At 32.7% G+C, this 16,751-nt stretch carries 16 protein-coding genes; 11 read left to right on the top strand and 5 right to left on the bottom strand.

The features are described 5' to 3' along the window. Positions 1 to 27: 27 nt before the first annotated feature. Positions 28 to 2,334: a S9 family peptidase gene (locus L3X39_RS08565; protein WP_237231371.1), complete on the top strand. Its 2,307-nt coding sequence runs from the start codon at positions 28 to 30 to the stop codon at positions 2,332 to 2,334. A gap of 109 nt (positions 2,335 to 2,443) precedes the next feature. Continuing rightward, the gene (gene mgrA, locus L3X39_RS08560) at positions 2,444 to 3,457 is read left to right on the top strand and encodes an L-glyceraldehyde 3-phosphate reductase (RefSeq protein ID WP_237231370.1); all 1,014 of its coding nucleotides are present in this window, start codon (positions 2,444 to 2,446) and stop codon (positions 3,455 to 3,457) included. Here the strand turns inward: mgrA and L3X39_RS08555 are convergent, their stop codons facing one another. Beyond that, a complete protein-coding gene (locus tag L3X39_RS08555) occupies positions 3,458 to 4,132 on the bottom strand; it encodes a hypothetical protein (protein ID WP_237231369.1) in 675 nt (224 codons plus the stop codon). Positions 4,133 to 4,557: 425 nt separating this feature from the next. Here L3X39_RS08555 and L3X39_RS14725 point away from each other — a divergent pair, with 425 nt between their 5' ends. Both L3X39_RS14725 and L3X39_RS08550 read left to right on the top strand, forming a co-directional pair. After that, positions 4,558 to 4,692 (top strand): hypothetical protein, encoded by a 135-nt coding sequence (locus L3X39_RS14725; RefSeq protein WP_262910971.1) that lies wholly within the window; start codon positions 4,558 to 4,560, stop codon positions 4,690 to 4,692. 52 nt (positions 4,693 to 4,744) lie between these two features. Beyond that, complete coding sequence (locus L3X39_RS08550) at positions 4,745 to 5,299, top strand: ExbD/TolR family protein (protein WP_237231368.1); 555 nt, start codon at positions 4,745 to 4,747, stop codon at positions 5,297 to 5,299. Between the two features lie 3 nt (positions 5,300 to 5,302). Here the strand turns inward: L3X39_RS08550 and L3X39_RS08545 are convergent, their stop codons facing one another. Beyond that, positions 5,303 to 5,704: a 3D domain-containing protein gene (locus L3X39_RS08545; RefSeq protein WP_237231367.1), complete on the bottom strand. Its 402-nt coding sequence runs from the start codon at positions 5,702 to 5,704 to the stop codon at positions 5,303 to 5,305. An 85-nt stretch (positions 5,705 to 5,789) separates the two neighbouring features. Here L3X39_RS08545 and L3X39_RS08540 point away from each other — a divergent pair, with 85 nt between their 5' ends. Continuing rightward, entirely contained in the window at positions 5,790 to 7,100 is a 1,311-nt protein-coding gene (locus L3X39_RS08540) for a dipeptidase (protein ID WP_237231366.1), read from the top strand. Here L3X39_RS08540 and L3X39_RS08535 read toward each other — a convergent pair. Then, on the bottom strand, positions 7,097 to 9,073 hold the full coding sequence (locus L3X39_RS08535) for an alpha-ketoacid dehydrogenase subunit alpha/beta (protein ID WP_379840152.1): 1,977 nt from the start codon (positions 9,071 to 9,073) through the stop codon (positions 7,097 to 7,099). The two genes, L3X39_RS08540 and L3X39_RS08535, sit on opposite strands and share 4 nt — an antisense overlap. Before the next feature lie 161 nt (positions 9,074 to 9,234). On the opposite strand from L3X39_RS08535, the gene L3X39_RS08530 reads away from it, so the two are divergent. From L3X39_RS08530 to L3X39_RS08505, 6 genes are all read left to right on the top strand, one after another. Continuing rightward, positions 9,235 to 10,185 (top strand): isopenicillin N synthase family dioxygenase, encoded by a 951-nt coding sequence (locus L3X39_RS08530; RefSeq protein ID WP_237231364.1) that lies wholly within the window; start codon positions 9,235 to 9,237, stop codon positions 10,183 to 10,185. 4 nt (positions 10,186 to 10,189) lie between these two features. Next, complete coding sequence (locus L3X39_RS08525) at positions 10,190 to 10,516, top strand: translation initiation factor (protein ID WP_237231363.1); 327 nt, start codon at positions 10,190 to 10,192, stop codon at positions 10,514 to 10,516. Positions 10,517 to 10,518: 2 nt separating this feature from the next. Further along, the gene (locus L3X39_RS08520) at positions 10,519 to 11,448 is read left to right on the top strand and encodes a DUF1835 domain-containing protein (RefSeq protein ID WP_237231362.1); all 930 of its coding nucleotides are present in this window, start codon (positions 10,519 to 10,521) and stop codon (positions 11,446 to 11,448) included. After that, on the top strand, positions 11,449 to 12,327 hold the full coding sequence (locus L3X39_RS08515) for a nucleoside phosphorylase (protein WP_237231361.1): 879 nt from the start codon (positions 11,449 to 11,451) through the stop codon (positions 12,325 to 12,327). Between the two features lie 4 nt (positions 12,328 to 12,331). Next, on the top strand, positions 12,332 to 13,186 hold the full coding sequence (locus tag L3X39_RS08510; protein ID WP_237231360.1) for a substrate-binding domain-containing protein: 855 nt from the start codon (positions 12,332 to 12,334) through the stop codon (positions 13,184 to 13,186). Between the two features lie 94 nt (positions 13,187 to 13,280). Continuing rightward, positions 13,281 to 14,327: a TlpA family protein disulfide reductase gene (locus L3X39_RS08505; RefSeq protein WP_237231359.1), complete on the top strand. Its 1,047-nt coding sequence runs from the start codon at positions 13,281 to 13,283 to the stop codon at positions 14,325 to 14,327. A 47-nt stretch (positions 14,328 to 14,374) separates the two neighbouring features. Here L3X39_RS08505 and L3X39_RS08500 read toward each other — a convergent pair whose 3' ends face one another. Together L3X39_RS08500 and L3X39_RS08495 are read right to left on the bottom strand one after the other, a co-directional pair. Then, on the bottom strand, positions 14,375 to 15,913 hold the full coding sequence (locus L3X39_RS08500; protein ID WP_237231358.1) for an NAD(P)H-hydrate dehydratase: 1,539 nt from the start codon (positions 15,911 to 15,913) through the stop codon (positions 14,375 to 14,377). A 150-nt stretch (positions 15,914 to 16,063) separates the two neighbouring features. After that, entirely contained in the window at positions 16,064 to 16,711 is a 648-nt protein-coding gene (locus L3X39_RS08495) for a T9SS type A sorting domain-containing protein (RefSeq protein WP_237231357.1), read from the bottom strand. Positions 16,712 to 16,751: the final 40 nt, after the last annotated feature.

The raw sequence follows: 16,751 nt of genomic DNA, 5'->3' as shown, positions 1-16,751 counted from the left end.
AAAATTAATTTTAATAACAAAACTCAAATGAAAACTACAATTTTAAAACTAACTGGTACATTGTTCCTTTTTTTAGGGATGATTACCCAAATTAATGCGCAAGACATTGCTGGTTCTTGGGAAGGAAAACTATCTGTACAAGGCACAGAAATACCTTTAGTATTTAATGTTAAAAACGAGGATGGCAATTATTCTTCTACAATGGACAGCCCTTCACAAGGTGCTACCGATATCCCTATGGATGAGACAAGTTTTGTGAATGACACACTTACTATCAAGTTTAAGCAAGCAGGGATTAAGTTTGTTGGCACTCCAAAGGAAAACACAATCTCTGGTACCTTTTTTCAAGGAGGTATGGAGTTGCCACTAACATTGGCAAAAACAGTAAAAACACTTCCTGGTAATACCGCTTTACCAACCTCTGATGAAGATTTAGAAAAATTAGCAAATTGGAATCCTACAAACTATAAGTACTCTGTTGAAGATTATTTTGCGAGACCTAAGGCTCGATCTTTTAGTTTTTCTCCTAATGGAACGTACTTATCATATCGAGAAAAGGACGAAAACGCTAAAAATCATGTATATGTTAAAAATCTTGAAACCAACGAAGTAAAAAGAGTTATAGAAGAAAAAGAAGAATTAATTCGTGGATTTGGATGGGCAAATGATGAACGCTTGGTTTATGTTATGGATAAAGGTGGTAACGAAGACTACCACTTATTTGCAGTAAATATTGATGGGTCTAATCAAAAAGAACTAACTCCTTTTGATGGGGTAAAAGTGAATATTTTAGAAGGATTGAAAGAAGATAAAGACCATATGATTATTTCAATGAATCAAAATAATCCACAAATTTTCGAACCTTATAAAATCAATATAGTTACTGGTGATTTAGTACAATTATATAAAAACGATGATGCCGCTAACCCTATTAACAGTTATGAATTTGACAAAGATGGTAACCTTAGAGGGTTTGCTAAATTAAGAGATGGCGTAAATATAGATTTATACTATACACTAGATGGCGATAATTTTGAAGTAAAAAAACAACTAAGCTGGAAAGATAATTTTGGTATTTCTTCATTTAACTATGCGACCGATTATCCTCATGATGCCTATGTAATATCAAACCTAGATAGTGATAAAACTGAAGTTTTGTTGTATGACTTAAAGGAAGATAAAGTAATTAAAAAGCTATACTCTAATGATAAATATGATGTATCAGGTCTGGGCTTATCAAGAAACAGAAATTACGAACTAGATTATTTTTATTATGAAGGTGAGAAAAGTGAAATTATTCCTGTTAGCGATTATTACAAAAAACTACACAACCGCATAACTACAAAATTTCCAGGATATAATTATTCAATTCCTGATGCTACCGACGATGAAAGCAAGTATTTAATATTTCTTCAAAGTGATAAATTATATGGTACCTACTACTCTTATGATGCTAAAAAGGACGAATTTAAATTACTTTATGATTTAATGCCTAATCTAATTGAAAGCGATATGGCTGAGATGCGCCCGATTACTTTTAAAAGTAGAGATGGTAAAACAATACACGGATATATTACTCTACCAAAAGCAGCGCTTAATGGACAAAAAGTTCCTGTAATTGTTAATCCACATGGAGGACCACAAGGTATTAGAGATTCTTGGGGCTTTAATCCAGAAGCTCAGTTATTTGCTAGCCGTGGCTATGCAACATTACAAGTTAATTTTAGAATTTCTGGTGGTTATGGAAGAGAGTTTTTAGAGTCTGGATTTAAAGAAATTGGTAGAAAAGCCATGGATGATGTGGAAGATGGTTTAAAATATGTTGTCGAGCAAGGATGGGTTGATAAAGATAACGCAGCTATTTATGGAGGTAGCCACGGTGGTTATGCTGTATTACGTGGATTGACTAAAACACCAGATTTATATGCTTGTGGTGTTGACTATGTTGGTGTATCTAACTTATTTACTTTTATGAATACAATTCCTCCATATTGGAAACCGTATTTAAAAATTATTAAAGAAATATGGTATGACCCAGATGTACCAGAAGAAAAAGCTATTATGGAAGAGGTTTCTCCTGTATTCCAAATAGATAAAATTAAAAAACCGCTTTTTGTAGTTCAAGGGGCCAATGATCCAAGAGTAAATATTGATGAATCTGACCAAATTGTTGAAGCTTTAAGAGCGAAAGGTTTTGACGTGCCATATATGGTGAAATATGACGAAGGACATGGATTTGGAAAAGAAGAAAACAGAATTGCACTTTATGAAGCTATGATGGGCTTTTATGCAAAACACCTGAAACAAGAAATCAAACAACCTTTAAAAGACTAATATTTTAAATTAATAAATCAAAAAGCCTTCAGAAAATATTTCCTGAAGGCTTTTCTTTTTCTAAAAGTAAAAACTAATTAATACATTTACACTATAAACAATAAAAAGCATGCAAATTAACGACAAATCGGGAGTACAGAGGTATGTAGCAGACGCTAAACGTTATGATTCAATGACTTACAAAAGATCTGGAAAAAGTGGTGTTTTATTACCTGCAATTTCTTTAGGCTTGTGGCATAATTTTGGGTTTGTTGATAGCCTTCAAAATGGTAGAGATATATTAAGAACTGCTTTTGATTTAGGAATTACGCATTTTGATTTGGCAAATAATTATGGTCCTCCATTTGGTTCTGCTGAAGAAACTTTTGGAACTATATTTAAAAATGATTTTAAGTCTTATAGGGACGAACTTTTTATAGCAACCAAAGCTGGTTTTGATATGTGGCCTGGTCCCTATGGTAATTTAGGGTCTAGAAAATATTTGATGGCGAGTTTAGACCAAAGTTTAAAGCGAATGGGGCTTGATTATGTTGATATTTTTTATCATCACAGACCAGACCCCGATACACCTTTAGAAGAAACCATGGGTGCCTTAGCAGATATTGTAAGACAAGGAAAAGCTTTATATGTAGGCATTTCAAATTACCAACCTCAAGAAACAGAGCAAGCAGCTGAGATTTTAAAACGCTTGAATGTACCTTTTATACTGCATCAAGCCAGATACTCTATGTTTGATAGATGGGTTGAAGATGGCATTTTAGATACTTTAGAGCAAAATGGTGTGGGTTGTATTGCGTTTTCTCCTTTAGCTCAAGGTTTATTAACTGATAAATACTTAAAAGGAATTCCAAAAGATTCCAGAGCTGGTAAAGATTTAACTTATTTAAATTCAGAAACTGTTACCAGTCAAATCGATAAGATTCAGAAATTAAATGATATTGCCAAAAAACGTGATCAGAAACTATCTCAGATGGCCATTGCATGGATTTTAAGGCAAAAACAAGTAGCATCGGTATTGGTTGGTGCTAGTTCGTCAAATCAATTAAAAGATAATGTAAAAGCCTTGGATTGTTTAGAGTTTTCTGAAGAAGAATTAAGGCTAATTGAAAAGATAATTTCTTAGTTACTCCTTCACAACAATAATCGTTGCTTTAACACCAGTGGCTAAATTCCATTGATTGTGCGATACTATATGTCCTGCATCATCAATTACTTGAAATTCTGCCGTATTGGGTCCGGATTCTCCTTGATTCAAAGCTAAAAAGTCTATTTTGTTAAAGCCTTCTTGTAAATCAAGTTTAAATCCTTTATAACCGCCTGTTAAATAAACTCTTGGGTAAATAATATCGTCATTTACTAATACTTGAATTAAGTCACCATCTGTATAACCATGGTCTCTATAAATGACGTTAACAAATTTCGATTTACTTTTAAAATCCCCTAAAAATTGATCGGTTGAACTACCATTGCGTTGTTCGACCTCAGCAGGAGATAATTTTAAATCTTCTATATTTTTATCAATCCGTTTTACGTACAACTCTCCTGGATTTCCAAATTCCTCCTGAGGAAACATAGAAAATTCCTTTTTTGGAAATTCTAAAATCGGAGAAAAATTGGGCTTTTTAACCCCTAGGTTAGTATTCTCTATGGGTTTTGAAGGTGTTAAAGGAGTAATATCTGAAGAATCTTTTTCACTTTCAACAGCTGGTATAGCAACCGATTTCTTTTTATTATCTACTTGCGCATTTATAGATAACGAAAAGAACATTAGTAAAATACATACAATATAAGGTTTCATCAATCGTATATCATTTTTAAGGTTTAATCCTTTAAAGGTTCAAAGATATTTTTTTCTGTCAAAAGAAACTCATCACCTTTCATTTTTTATAAATCGTTTAACACAAAAACTATTCCTAAAGTTATTTAGACGCAAAAATGTATTAGTACTTGTGCCCTATTTCAATATAAAATAGTTAAAATTTGTTAATTTATTACTTTGTTATACATAGTACTGTAACATTTTTTAGTTGTGGTCGTCTATCTAGTATAAAACAATTAAAAAATAATCATTAATCAAAAATCAAACAATCATGAGAACTTTAAACAACAATCAATTATCAGGAACCTTAAACGGTACAAAAAGCAACGAATGGAACAGTAAAAGACGTTACAGATAAGTAACGTCTTTTCTTCCAAATCTTTCATCTATCAAATCTTAAAAAAATGAAATCAATTCATAAAATATCGAGACATCTAAATAACATCACACAAGAAAATTTATTTGCAAATAGTCGCATTATAGATTTCAACACTTCTAACACTTGTGTTTGGAAAGGCGCTAAGCGTTACGCACATTAAATACGGTATTGTTTTTGTGATTTAAGTTTCTATTAACATTTAAACTATAATCATGAGACATTCAAAATTAGTACCCGAAGTAAATGCGGGGTCTATGGCAGACATCGCATTTTTATTACTCATTTTCTTTCTTGTTACAGCAACCATATCGACAGATGAAGGCATTAATAGGCTATTGCCAAAAGATTGTCCTACTGGCGATTGCACTAACCCAATTCATGAGCGGAATATACTCCGCATTGTAATTAACAATAATGACGAAGTAATGATTGAAAATGATATTGTTGCTCTAGAAGATTTAAAAGAAATTACCAAATCTTTTATTGATAATAATGGCGATGGAAGCTGTAATTATTGTTATGGAGAAAAGGATTCGAACGCTTCTGATAATCCAAAGGAAGCAGTTGTTTCATTACAAAATGGAAAAAACACAACTTACAAGCAGTTTATTGCCGTACAAAACGAGTTGACAAAGGCCTATTACGAATTGCGAAACACTTATAGCATTAATGTGCTTAAAAAACCATCAGACAAATTATCAAAAGAAGAACTCAATCAAGTAAAAGAGGCTTATCCGTTTATACTTTCGGAAGCTGAAATTAAATAAAAATCAATCCGCTTTTGGTATACCATAGTCAATGCAAACCATTCTCCTGCCCCACTGTTTTGCAGCTTTTACATCAACACCCATGTAAATATCTATGTGGTTTTTATAACGAACATTCATTTTATCTTTTACAAAAAATACCCCTTTAAAGCCTTCAATCTTTACAGGGGTATTGTGTTTTAAACCTTTGCGTAATAAATCTCTAGATACCGCAATATATTTTAAACCAGGTTTTAAACTATCTCCAAACGCGGTAATATGCGGATTTGAACTAGTTTGGTAGGCTAAAGAATTATATGCAGAAGCCATAACAATTCTGGAGTTCCAGTCATAGTCCTCTTCAAAATTAGGTTCCTTTTTACAACCTACAATGCATAATATCAATACAAATATTGGCCAACGCATGAATTAAATATACAAATTTTGATATTCAAAATCATAAAAGCATATTTTGTATATTCACGAGATTAACTTTAAATGTAAAAACATAATGAAGCAATTTGCTCTAATTATCTGCTTAGCAGTTTTTTTTTCTTCTTGTAAAAATAAATCTAATTCTTCTAAAGACTCTATGACAAATAATGATTCTATTGCGCTTTTAGAGCGAGCTAAAGCCATTCATGACCGCGTTATTACATTAGATACACATTGCGATATAAACGTAAAGAATTTTACAGACTCTATAAACTATACGCAAAATTTAGAATCGCAAGTTAATCTCCCAAAAATGAAAGCTGGCGGATTAGATGTTGCATGGTTTATCGTTTATACTGGGCAAGACTCTTTAACGGATACCGGCTACAAGAAAGCTTATGGCAATGCCATGTCTAAATTTAATGCTATTCATAAATTGGTTAAAGAAATTGCTCCAGATGCTATTGAATTAGCAACAACTTCTGAAGATGTTAGACGCATTTATAAATCCGGTAAAAAAGTTGCCATGATTGGTATTGAGAATGGCTACCCTGTTGGTTTAGATATTAAAAATGTAGAAAAATTTTATAATCTTGGTGGACGTTATATGTCGCTTGCTCACAATGGGCATAGTCAACTAAGCGATAGTAATACTGGTGAAGATGATGATGTTTGGTTACATAATGGATTAAGTGAATTAGGTAAAGAAGTGATTAAAGAAATGAATCGATTGGGAATGATGATTGATGTTTCTCACCCCTCAAAAGAAGCCATGAGACAAATGATTGAACTGAGCAAAGCACCCATTATAGCGTCGCATTCCTCGGCAAGAGCATTATGTAATCATAGTCGAAATTTGGATGATGAACAGCTAGAATGGCTAAAAGAAAATGGTGGCGTTGTACAGACCGTTGCATTTACATCATATTTAAATACAGAAAAAGTTGAGGCTCGATCTAAAATAGAAAAGGAAATTGGAACAAAAATCATGGACTCTTTGGGTGTAAAATGGGTTGACAGAAAGGATATTAAAAACTTACCCAATGACGAGCGGGAAATTTATTATGATCATTATAGCGTGATGCGCACACTTTTAAAAGAAAAGCTAAGTAAAATGAAGAATTTACCTCCTGCGGTGGATGTTTCAGATTTTGTAAACCATATTGATTATTTAGTTGACAAAATAGGTATTCAACATGTTGGAATCAGTAGCGATTTTGATGGTGGTGGCGGCATTGAAGGCTGGAGTGATGCTTCCGAAACCTTTAATGTTACATTGGAGCTTGTAAAACGCGGCTACACTGAAGATGAAATAGAAATGCTTTGGAGCAGTAATTTACTTCGTGTTTTAGATGAAGTACAGGCTGTTGCTAAAACATTAAATTAATAATCTATTAAATTTTTAAGCTCAGCTTCAAACCTGTTTTTTGGTAAATACTGATTTTCAAGTTGTTTAGCAAATGGTATGGGTGTTTCCATACTTGCCACTCGTTTTACCGGTGCATCTAAGTACTCAAAACATTGTTCCATAATAAGCGCTGAAATATCACTTGCAATACCACCAAATAAGGAATCCTCTTGTAATATAATAGCCTTCCCTGTTTTTTTTACAGACGCATAAATGGTATCCATATCTAATGGCTGAAGTGTTCTTAAATCTAATACATCTGCTGAGATTTCAGGATTATTGGCTAAAGTTTCTAAAGCCCAATGTACCGCAGCTCCATAAGATATAACGGTAACATCTTTTCCTTCTTTTAATAACGAGGCTTTCCCGAAAGGAAGTGTATAATAATCAGTTGGTACGTCTTGACGTATGCTTCTGTATAAGCCTTTATGCTCAAAGAATAAAACAGGATTGGGGTCATTAATTGCCGTTGCCAATAAGCCTTTTGCATCGTAAGGAAACGCTGGATAAGCCACTTTTAACCCTGGAGTTTTTGTAAACCATGCTTCATTAGTTTGCGAATGAAATGGTCCAGCTGCAACGCCACCACCACAAGGCATTCTTATTACAACGTCCGCATTTTGACGCCATCGGTAATATGATTTAGCAAGATAGTTAACTACAGGATTAAAACCCGAACTTACAAAATCAGCAAATTGCATTTCTACAACACTTTTCATTCCCGAGATTGATAGCCCCATGGCAGCTTCAACGATAGCAGATTCACAAATAGGCGTATTACGTACACGTTCTTTACCAAATTGTTTAACAAAGCCCTCAGTTATTTTAAAAGCACCTCCATATTCAGCAATATCCTGCCCCATGATGACCAAATCTTCATGCTGCTCCATACTTTGTTTTAGGCCATCAGAAATAGCATCAATAAAACGAACTTCATTTAATTCTGAATTATTTATAACTTCCTGATAATTATAATTTTGATATACATCATTTAATTCTACACTTTCACTTGGAATAATATCATCTTCATTAAAAGCAATATCTAAATGCTCGTTAATTTCATTTATTATTTCATCTTTAAGCTGTTCATTTTCTGTGTCATTTAAAATATTTTCATTTAACAAAAATGCCTCAAAATTTAATACAGGATCTTTCGCAGCCCAAGCATCCATTAATTCTTGTGGAACATATTTTGTACCACTAGCCTCTTCATGCCCACGCATTCTAAAAGTTATAAATTCTATTAAAACTGGACGAGGGTTTTTGCGCACACTTTCCGTAATGCTTGCTAATTTATTATAAACTTCTAAAATGTTATTCCCGTCGATAATATGCGATTCCATACCATAACCAACACCTCTGTCTGCTATATTCTCACAATTATACTGCTCTTTTGTTGGCGTAGATAGTCCATACCCATTATTTTCTACACAAAATAATACGGGTAATTGCCACACCGAAGCAACATTTAAAGCTTCATGGAAATCGCCCTCACTGGTTCCTCCTTCTCCTGTAAAAACAGCTGTAACCTGACTCTTCTTGTTCAATTTTGAAGCCAAGGCAATCCCATCAGCAACACCCAATTGTGGTCCCAGATGAGATATCATTCCAACTATTTTATACTCTTGCGTACCAAAATGAAAAGATCGATCTCTACCTTTTGTAAATCCAGAAGCTTTTCCTTGCCATTGAGCAAACAATCTATGTAGTGGAATATTTCTAGTTGTAAAAACGCCTAAATTTCGGTGCATTGGCAAAATATATTCATCGCTATTCAAGGCCATAGTAACACCAACTGAAATAGCTTCTTGCCCGATTCCTGAAAACCACTTACTTATTTTACCTTGGCGCAGTAAGACAAGCATTTTCTCTTCTATTAGCCTCGGTTTCAGCATGTTTTTATACAATGCCAATAAGGTTTCATGATTTAAATTGTCGATGTTATATTTCATGCTATCAGAAACTGTTGAGGTTTTCATAAAAATTTGACTATTTCTTTATCAAATATACCATAAAAAGAAAATATCGATAAAAAAATTGAACATTATTCAATGCAAAAAACTTTGCAATGTTTTGTACATTTGTAATAGATTATTTTTAAACATATCAACTCATGAATACAATCCCTAGTGTTAATTTAAATGATTTTACTTCTAACGACCCTGTTAGAAAACAAAATTTTGTAAACGCCATTGGAAAAGCTTATGAAGAAATAGGTTTTGTAGCCTTGAAAGGTCATTTCTTAGACGATGCTTTAGTTGACAACTTATATAAAGAAGTAAAGAATTTTTTCGATTTACCAGTTGAAACTAAACAGAAATATGAGATACCTGGAATTGGCGGACAGCGTGGTTATGTTTCTTTTGGAAAAGAAAGCGCTAAAGGAAAAAAAGAAGGGGATTTAAAAGAGTTTTGGCATTTTGGGCAATATGTTGAAAATGATGATGCTTTAAAAGCTGAATATCCTGATAATGTTATTGTTAAAGAACTCCCAGAATTTAATAAAATTGGAAAAGAAACCTATAAAATGCTAGAGAAAACAGCAAAATATGTTTTAAGAGCTTTAGCATTGCATTTAAATTTGGAAGAAACTTATTTTGATAAATATATTCATAATGGAAACTCCATTTTAAGACCGATTCATTATCCACCAATTAAAGAAGAGCCTAAAGATGCTGTTCGTGCTGCTGCACACGGAGATATCAATTTAATCACACTATTAATGGGCGCCCAAGGAAGAGGTTTACAAGTGCAAAATCATAAAGGAGAATGGATTGATGCCATTGCAGAACCAGATGAATTAATGATAAATGTTGGTGATATGCTTTCAAGACATACCAACAATAAACTAAAGTCAACCATACATCGTGTGATTAATCCACCAAGAGAGCTTTGGGGAACATCAAGATACTCTATTCCGTTCTTTATGCATCCTATAAGCAGTATGAAGCTAGACGTATTGGAAGGATGTATTGATAAAGATAATCCAAAAGGTTTTGATGATATTACAGCTGGCGAATTTTTAAATGAGCGTTTAGTAGAGTTAGGACTTATTAAAAAATAACGTCATGGATCTTCAAGATCAGCTTAAAAATTTATTTCCTGATCATATTCAGGAAGAAGACTCAAGTACAGAGGAATCCTCTAATATTTGGATGCAAGATGACCCCATAATTTGCAAATACGAAAAACGAAAAGGTAAGCCTATTACTATTCTTGAAGGTTATACTGGAGCAACCGAAGATTTTAAAATTCTTGCTAAGGAAATTAAAACTAAATTGAGTGTTGGTGGTAGTTTTAAAGACGATAAGATTATTATTCAAGGAGATTATCGTGATAAAATAATGCGAATTCTGAAGGATAAAGGTTTTCAAGTAAAGCGCGTAGGCGGATAATAATGAACAAACTACCACTTCATATTACCAACGGAGACGTATTAACTAATTTTCTTAATGAGTTAGGATTTGATGGTGAAATATTAACATGGCAGGAAATGCTTTGTGAAGGCCCAACTATAGAAAAAGTAGGTTCTAACGCCTTTCTAAAAACTCGACAGGATTTTTTTAGTTTATTTTATAATATAGATTTAGATACTGAAAAAATTAAAAAAGAGTTAGAAAAGTTAAATCATCTGGACAACTATTCCGAAATTGTTTTGTGGTTTGAATACGATTTGTTTTGCCACATTAATATGGTTGCAGTTATCAGCCTTTTACAACAAAAAAAAATAGATGCTCCAATATTTCTTGTATGCAGTGGAAGAATTGAAGGAAGCAAAAACCTAAAAGGTTTAGCAGAGTTAAATTCTGAACAGCTAATGAAACATTTTGAAAATAAGGTTTTATTGAATGAAGATGATATAACTATGGCAACTACCGTATGGAGTATTTACTGCGGAATTGACCATAATTTACTAAAACCTTTTATTGTAAAACCGTCTTCATTTAAATACTTAAGTAATTGCTTAAAAGCACATTTAGAGCGCTTCCCCGACTCCGTTGATGGTTTAAATGTTCTTGAAAAAAACATACTAGAAATTATTAATAAAAAGGAAATTACATCAAAAAATCAGTTGTTAGGCTATGCCTTAAATTATCAAGGTTTTTATGGATATGGTGATTTACAAATAGAAAGAATTATTAACAAATTAAGCATATTTTTTACTTTTGAAGATGGTAAAATCAAATTGAATAGAGACGGACATGAGGCGTTACTAGGTCAATATAATTTTTCATCAAAACTTAACAATAATATGATTTTCGGAGGTGTTAAAAAGTCTGATTTCCAATTTAGCAAATCCGAAAACAGACTTATAAAATCCGTTTAAATGTACATAAAGGAATCTGAACTTATTTTAAATCACGATGGTAGTGTTTATCATTTAAACTTAAAGCCGGAACATGTTTCTGAAACCATCATCTTTGTTGGAGATCCGGATCGAGTAGAAAAAGTAACAAAGCATTTTGACTGCATTGAATTTTCCACCCAAAAAAGAGAGTTCAAGACTCAAACAGGAACATATAAAAACAAACGAATAACAGTAATTTCTACAGGAATAGGTCCGGATAATATTGATATTGTTTTAAACGAACTAGACGCTTTATTTAATATCGATTTACATACTAGAAAACTAAAGAAAACCCTCAAAAGTTTAAATATTGTTAGAATTGGCACATCTGGTTCATTACAAGAAGATATCCCCGTAAATTCATTTGTCATCAGTGAATACAGCTTAGATTTAAACGGTATGCTTCACGCCTATAAATTAGATTCTTTTGGCAATCCTGAAATTGAAAATGCGTTTGTTTCTCAAACCAATTGGAGTAAAAACAAATCGAAACCCATTGTTGTTAGTGGTAGTGAATTGCTTATTAATGCTTTCTCAAGTTCTCAAACGCAAAAAGGACTAACAGCAACTGCAGGGGGTTTTTATGGTCCGCAAGGACGCGTTTTAAGGCTTCCCATTCAAGACCAGAATTTGAACTCAAAAATGGATGCTTTTAATTTTAAGGGTATAAGAATTACGAACCTTGAAATGGAAACATCGGCCATTTATGGGTTGTCTAAACTATTAGGCCATCAAGCCATATCTCTAAATGCGATAATAGCTAATAGGGCTTCTGGTACTTTTAGTGATAACCCATCTCAAGTTGTAGAAGATTTAATAATATATGCGCTAAATAAAATTGTAGAACAAATAGATTGATTTAATGAAGAAAGTTAATATTGGTGGGGTGCCTGAACATTTTAATCTGGCTTGGTACCTAACTCTTAAAAACGGAGAATACAAAGAAAAGGATATTAATTTGCGATGGCACGATTACCCAGGTGGTACAGGAGCCATGTGTAAAGCGTTACGAAATAAAGATATAGATATAGCTGTAATCCTTACTGAAGGAATTATTAAAGACATAATTGACGGTAACCCGAGCAGAATAGTACAAACGTTTGTGCAAACACCACTTGTTTGGGGCATTCATGTTGCAAAAAATTCATCATACAAAACCATTAGCGATTTAAAAGGAACTAAGGCAGCCATAAGTAGATTCGGTTCTGGTTCTCATTTAATGGCTTTTATAAATGCTGAAAACAACAACTGGAATTTAAATGAAGATTTAAATTTTGAAGTCATTAAAGACCTAGAAGGTGCCGTTGAAGGTTTAACAGATGGAACTGCGGATTATTTTTTATGGGAAAAATTCACCACAAAACCTTTGGTAGATGATGGTACTTTTAGACGTATAGGTAATTGCCCTTCTCCATGGCCATGTTTTGTAATAGCTGTAAGAGAAGATTTTATTAATTCAAATAAAGAGGATTTAGAAACGATTTTAAATATTATAAACAACACCACAGCTGATTTTAAAGATATTCCAAGTATAGATAAAACTATAGCAAATCGATATAAACAAAAGCTTGATGATGTACAAGAATGGTTAAGTATTACCGAGTGGTCTCAATCATTAATTGATAAGGAAACAGTATTAACCACTCAAAAGGAGTTATTTGCACTTAATATTATTCCTGAAATAGTAGATTACAATAAGTTAACGTATAAACTTTAAATGTTAATTTTTAACTAAAAACCACAACTCTCAACCTCAAATACATATTTTTGATAATAAAAATATGAAATGCCTTTTTACAAAAATTAAACGAATGAAAAAACTGCTTATATTATCATTAGCCATTGCAATAATTGCTTGCAAAGAAGAACCCAAAGACTACGCTTCATTATCTGGAAAGATCACTAATAAAAACAGTGACTCTATTACTATAAGTACACGCACCTACTCAAAAACTATTAAAGTGAATGAAGATGGCACTTTCAACGATACATTGAAAGTTGAAACTGGTGTACATACTTTTTACGATGGAACCGAAGCCACATCTGTTTTTCTTAAAAATGGATTCGATTTAAATATTACTCTAGACACTAAAAAATTTGATAAAAGCGTCGAATTTACTGGTATTGGCGCAGAACACAGTGATTTTTTAGCTAAAAATAGGCTACTACAGCAAGAGCTTCTTGATTTAGATGCATTAAGAAATTTAGATATGGTAGGCTTAGAAAATGAACTTAATAATATAGAATCAAAACTATCGGATTTTTATGCTTCAAATTCTCAAATAGACACCTCTATTACCAACGTTTTAAAAAAGAATTTAAAGCCTATGTTAGGCTCTTATAAAAACTATTTAGCAGGTTCTATTATTTTAAAAACTGAATTACCAAAAGGGTCTCCATCACCTAGTTTTGAAGATTATGAAAATTATAAAGGTGGTACAACATCCTTATCTGATTTAAAAGGAAAATATGTGTATGTTGATGTGTGGGCTACTTGGTGCGGACCATGTAAAGCCGAAATTCCATCGCTGAAAAAATTAGAAAAAGATTATCATGGTAAAAACATACAATTTGTTAGCCTTTCAGTGGATGATGGTAGAGGTTACAGAGCAGAAACCAAAGAAGAAGCTGCTACTTTAGCAAAAGAAGGTTGGAAAGCCATGATAAAGGAAAAAGAATTAGGAGGCATACAGATAATTGCTCCTGAAGGTTGGCAATCACAATTTGTTAGAGATTACAAAATTAACGGAATACCTAGGTTTTTATTAATAGATCCTGAGGGAAATATAGTGTCGCCAGATGCACCTAGACCATCTAGTGAATCTATCACAAAGTTATTCACAGAGTTAAACATTTAAAATTAAAAGCCGCAAATTGCGGCTTTTTTTATTCGTTCGATTTTTCTTCAGGGGTCTGCTTGTTGAACAGGTTCTGGTTGTTTAAATAAATCTAAGTAGGCTTCCCCTAAATACTCTATCACATGGCTGGCAATTAAACTTTGATATCCCAAATCTTCAACAGCAATGTCAGCAGATTTTCCATGTAAATACACACCAATAATACTAGCTACTACGGGGTTATACCCTTGAGATATTAATCCTGTTATAATACCCGTTAATACGTCACCACTACCTGCAGTTGCTAATCCTGGGTTACCAGTTGTATTTACGTAAAGTTTGTCATCATAAATCGTTATGGTGTGTGCTCCTTTTATAAGCAAAATAACATCGTACTTTTTTGAAAATGCTTTAGCTTTTTTTAATTTATCGAAATCATTACTCCATGCTCCAATTAAACGCTCCAGTTCTTTTGGATGTGGAGTTATCACTGTTTGAGGAGGCAACAGCTTTAACAATGTCTTCTTTTTAGAAAGGATATTAATCCCATCTGCATCAATCACTAATGGCACCTTATTAGTTTTTAAAAAAACTTCAAAGGCACTTACAGTTTTTGAATGAGTTCCTACACCCATTCCAATACCAATTACCGTAGGCTCTAAATCAAAATCAATTGAGGTTATACGCTCTTCATCAACATCAGTAATTACCATAGCTTCTGGAAGTGACGATTGCAATACTGTATAACCGCATTTAGGAATGTAAGCTGTTACCAAACCTGCTCCCGCAGATAAAGCCGCTCTGCTGGATAAAGTAACGGCACCTATTTTTCCATACGTCCCACCAATTATTAGCGAGTGACCAAATTGACCTTTATTTGCGAACTTTTCTCTTGGAATGTAATTTGGTAATACTTCAAACTTTCCAATTAATTCAGCTTCTGTTTGAGTTGTATGCAAAAACTCTTGGTCTAAGCCAATATCTAAAACTTCCCATTGCACAGTATATTTTGCAGTTTCAGGTAAAAAGAATACCAATTTTGGAGATGCAAAACTTAAAGTGTAACCTGCCCAAACTACAGCATTTTCATCTTCAATTACTTTATCTGTTAGCAAACCAGATGGAATATCGATTGCTAAAGTAAAGGCTCTACTAGCTCTAAAATGCATAAATAAGTTTTTAACCCACTCATCAACAGGTCTATTTAGACCTATCCCAAATACAGCATCAACAATAATATCTTCTGGATTAATTTCAGGGAAATCTTCTTCACATTTTAATAGGATTGGCCACTTTTTAGTTACATTCTTGATACGATCATAATTAACCAAAAAGTCTTTTGAACGCTTCTCACTGCAATTAACAACATACGTGTTAACATTATATCCATCTAAAATTAAATGTCTTGCCAAAACCAAACCATCACCTCCATTATTACCTATTCCACAAAAAATATGAATAGGAACTTGTGCTCCTTGCATACGCATATGCATCCAATTAAAAATTTGCGTTCCTGCCCGTTCCATTAAATCTGTAGAAGAAATATTTTGGCGTTCGGCGGTTAATTTATCGCCTTCATAAATTTGCTCTTTTGAAAAAATTTTCATGAAATTTAGATGTTTTTTAATCGTCATTAATATTACGCATTTTTAAATTTTAAATCAAACAACAATTATATAAATGAAAAAATCCTCAACACAAAATAGGTCAAGGATTCTTATATTCTTTAAAAGTTAAGGTATATAAAGAAGCTTTACTTAATTTTTAATAAACTTAATTATTTCAACGTCTTCTAATTTTAAAAGGTATAGCCCTTTTTCTAAAAACCTAATATCAATTTTATTGTTAAAAGATATTTGACCTCTAGTTAGTTCTTTTCCTTTCATATTATAAATAATATAATTTTTGGTTTCCATTAGTCCGGCAAGACTAATATAATTTGTAGAAGGGTTTGGATAAGTTTTTAGTTTAGTATTTAAAGTAACATCAATACTTGGTTGAGAGCTTGTATCAATAATATTTAAACTACCATAAACCACCCCATTTTTGTTAATTATGTATGGTCTTATATTATAAAAGGTATTTTGTAATAAATCCGTTAATTTACTTTTGAAAATTCTCTCATTGCTTTCATTGATAATTTTAGTGTCGTTTATTGTTGGAAGATTTTCAGTAGTACTATAAACAAACCCTCTTTCAATAATATCATTGCTATCAAGATTGGTAACTTCACCCCTCATATCAATCTCGTTTGTTACATCATTCAAACCAGCACTACCTACAATATGTAGTTGCAAATTAAGTTTTTCCTTTAAAGGATTCGTGGGTTCTTGCGCTTGACATAGCACAACTAAAAATAAACAGACTAAGGTTAAGTATGACTTTGAGTGTATTTGGGGATACATGTTAAAGGGTTTTAATGGATTAACTCTGCAAATATAAGAA

The organism is Flaviramulus multivorans (assembly GCF_021728415.1).
Lineage (GTDB): Bacteria > Bacteroidota > Bacteroidia > Flavobacteriales > Flavobacteriaceae > Sabulilitoribacter > Sabulilitoribacter multivorans.
Note: the sequence above shows the minus strand (reverse complement) of the source record. Positions and strands in the feature narration are given on the sequence as shown.

What these genes read in the sequence shown, in the direction of transcription:
- L3X39_RS08505 (WP_237231359.1), top strand. Translation starts at nt 13,281, where the DNA reads ATGAAAAAACTGCTTATATTATCATTAGCCATTGCAATAATTGCTTGC.
- L3X39_RS08540 (WP_237231366.1), top strand. Translation starts at nt 5,790, where the DNA reads ATGAAGCAATTTGCTCTAATTATCTGCTTAGCAGTTTTTTTTTCTTCT.
- L3X39_RS08495 (WP_237231357.1), bottom strand. Translation starts at nt 16,711, where the DNA reads ATGTATCCCCAAATACACTCAAAGTCATACTTAACCTTAGTCTGTTTA.
- L3X39_RS08515 (WP_237231361.1), top strand. Translation starts at nt 11,449, where the DNA reads ATGTACATAAAGGAATCTGAACTTATTTTAAATCACGATGGTAGTGTT.
- L3X39_RS08510 (WP_237231360.1), top strand. Translation starts at nt 12,332, where the DNA reads ATGAAGAAAGTTAATATTGGTGGGGTGCCTGAACATTTTAATCTGGCT.
- L3X39_RS08530 (WP_237231364.1), top strand. Translation starts at nt 9,235, where the DNA reads ATGAATACAATCCCTAGTGTTAATTTAAATGATTTTACTTCTAACGAC.
- L3X39_RS08565 (WP_237231371.1), top strand. Translation starts at nt 28, where the DNA reads ATGAAAACTACAATTTTAAAACTAACTGGTACATTGTTCCTTTTTTTA.
- L3X39_RS08520 (WP_237231362.1), top strand. Translation starts at nt 10,519, where the DNA reads ATGAACAAACTACCACTTCATATTACCAACGGAGACGTATTAACTAAT.
- L3X39_RS08545 (WP_237231367.1), bottom strand. Translation starts at nt 5,704, where the DNA reads ATGCGTTGGCCAATATTTGTATTGATATTATGCATTGTAGGTTGTAAA.
- mgrA (WP_237231370.1), top strand. Translation starts at nt 2,444, where the DNA reads ATGCAAATTAACGACAAATCGGGAGTACAGAGGTATGTAGCAGACGCT.
- L3X39_RS08550 (WP_237231368.1), top strand. Translation starts at nt 4,745, where the DNA reads ATGAGACATTCAAAATTAGTACCCGAAGTAAATGCGGGGTCTATGGCA.
- L3X39_RS08500 (WP_237231358.1), bottom strand. Translation starts at nt 15,913, where the DNA reads ATGAAAATTTTTTCAAAAGAGCAAATTTATGAAGGCGATAAATTAACC.
- L3X39_RS08555 (WP_237231369.1), bottom strand. Translation starts at nt 4,132, where the DNA reads ATGAAACCTTATATTGTATGTATTTTACTAATGTTCTTTTCGTTATCT.
- L3X39_RS08535 (WP_379840152.1), bottom strand. Translation starts at nt 9,073, where the DNA reads ATGAAATATAACATCGACAATTTAAATCATGAAACCTTATTGGCATTG.
- L3X39_RS08525 (WP_237231363.1), top strand. Translation starts at nt 10,190, where the DNA reads ATGGATCTTCAAGATCAGCTTAAAAATTTATTTCCTGATCATATTCAG.
- L3X39_RS14725 (WP_262910971.1), top strand. Translation starts at nt 4,558, where the DNA reads ATGAAATCAATTCATAAAATATCGAGACATCTAAATAACATCACACAA.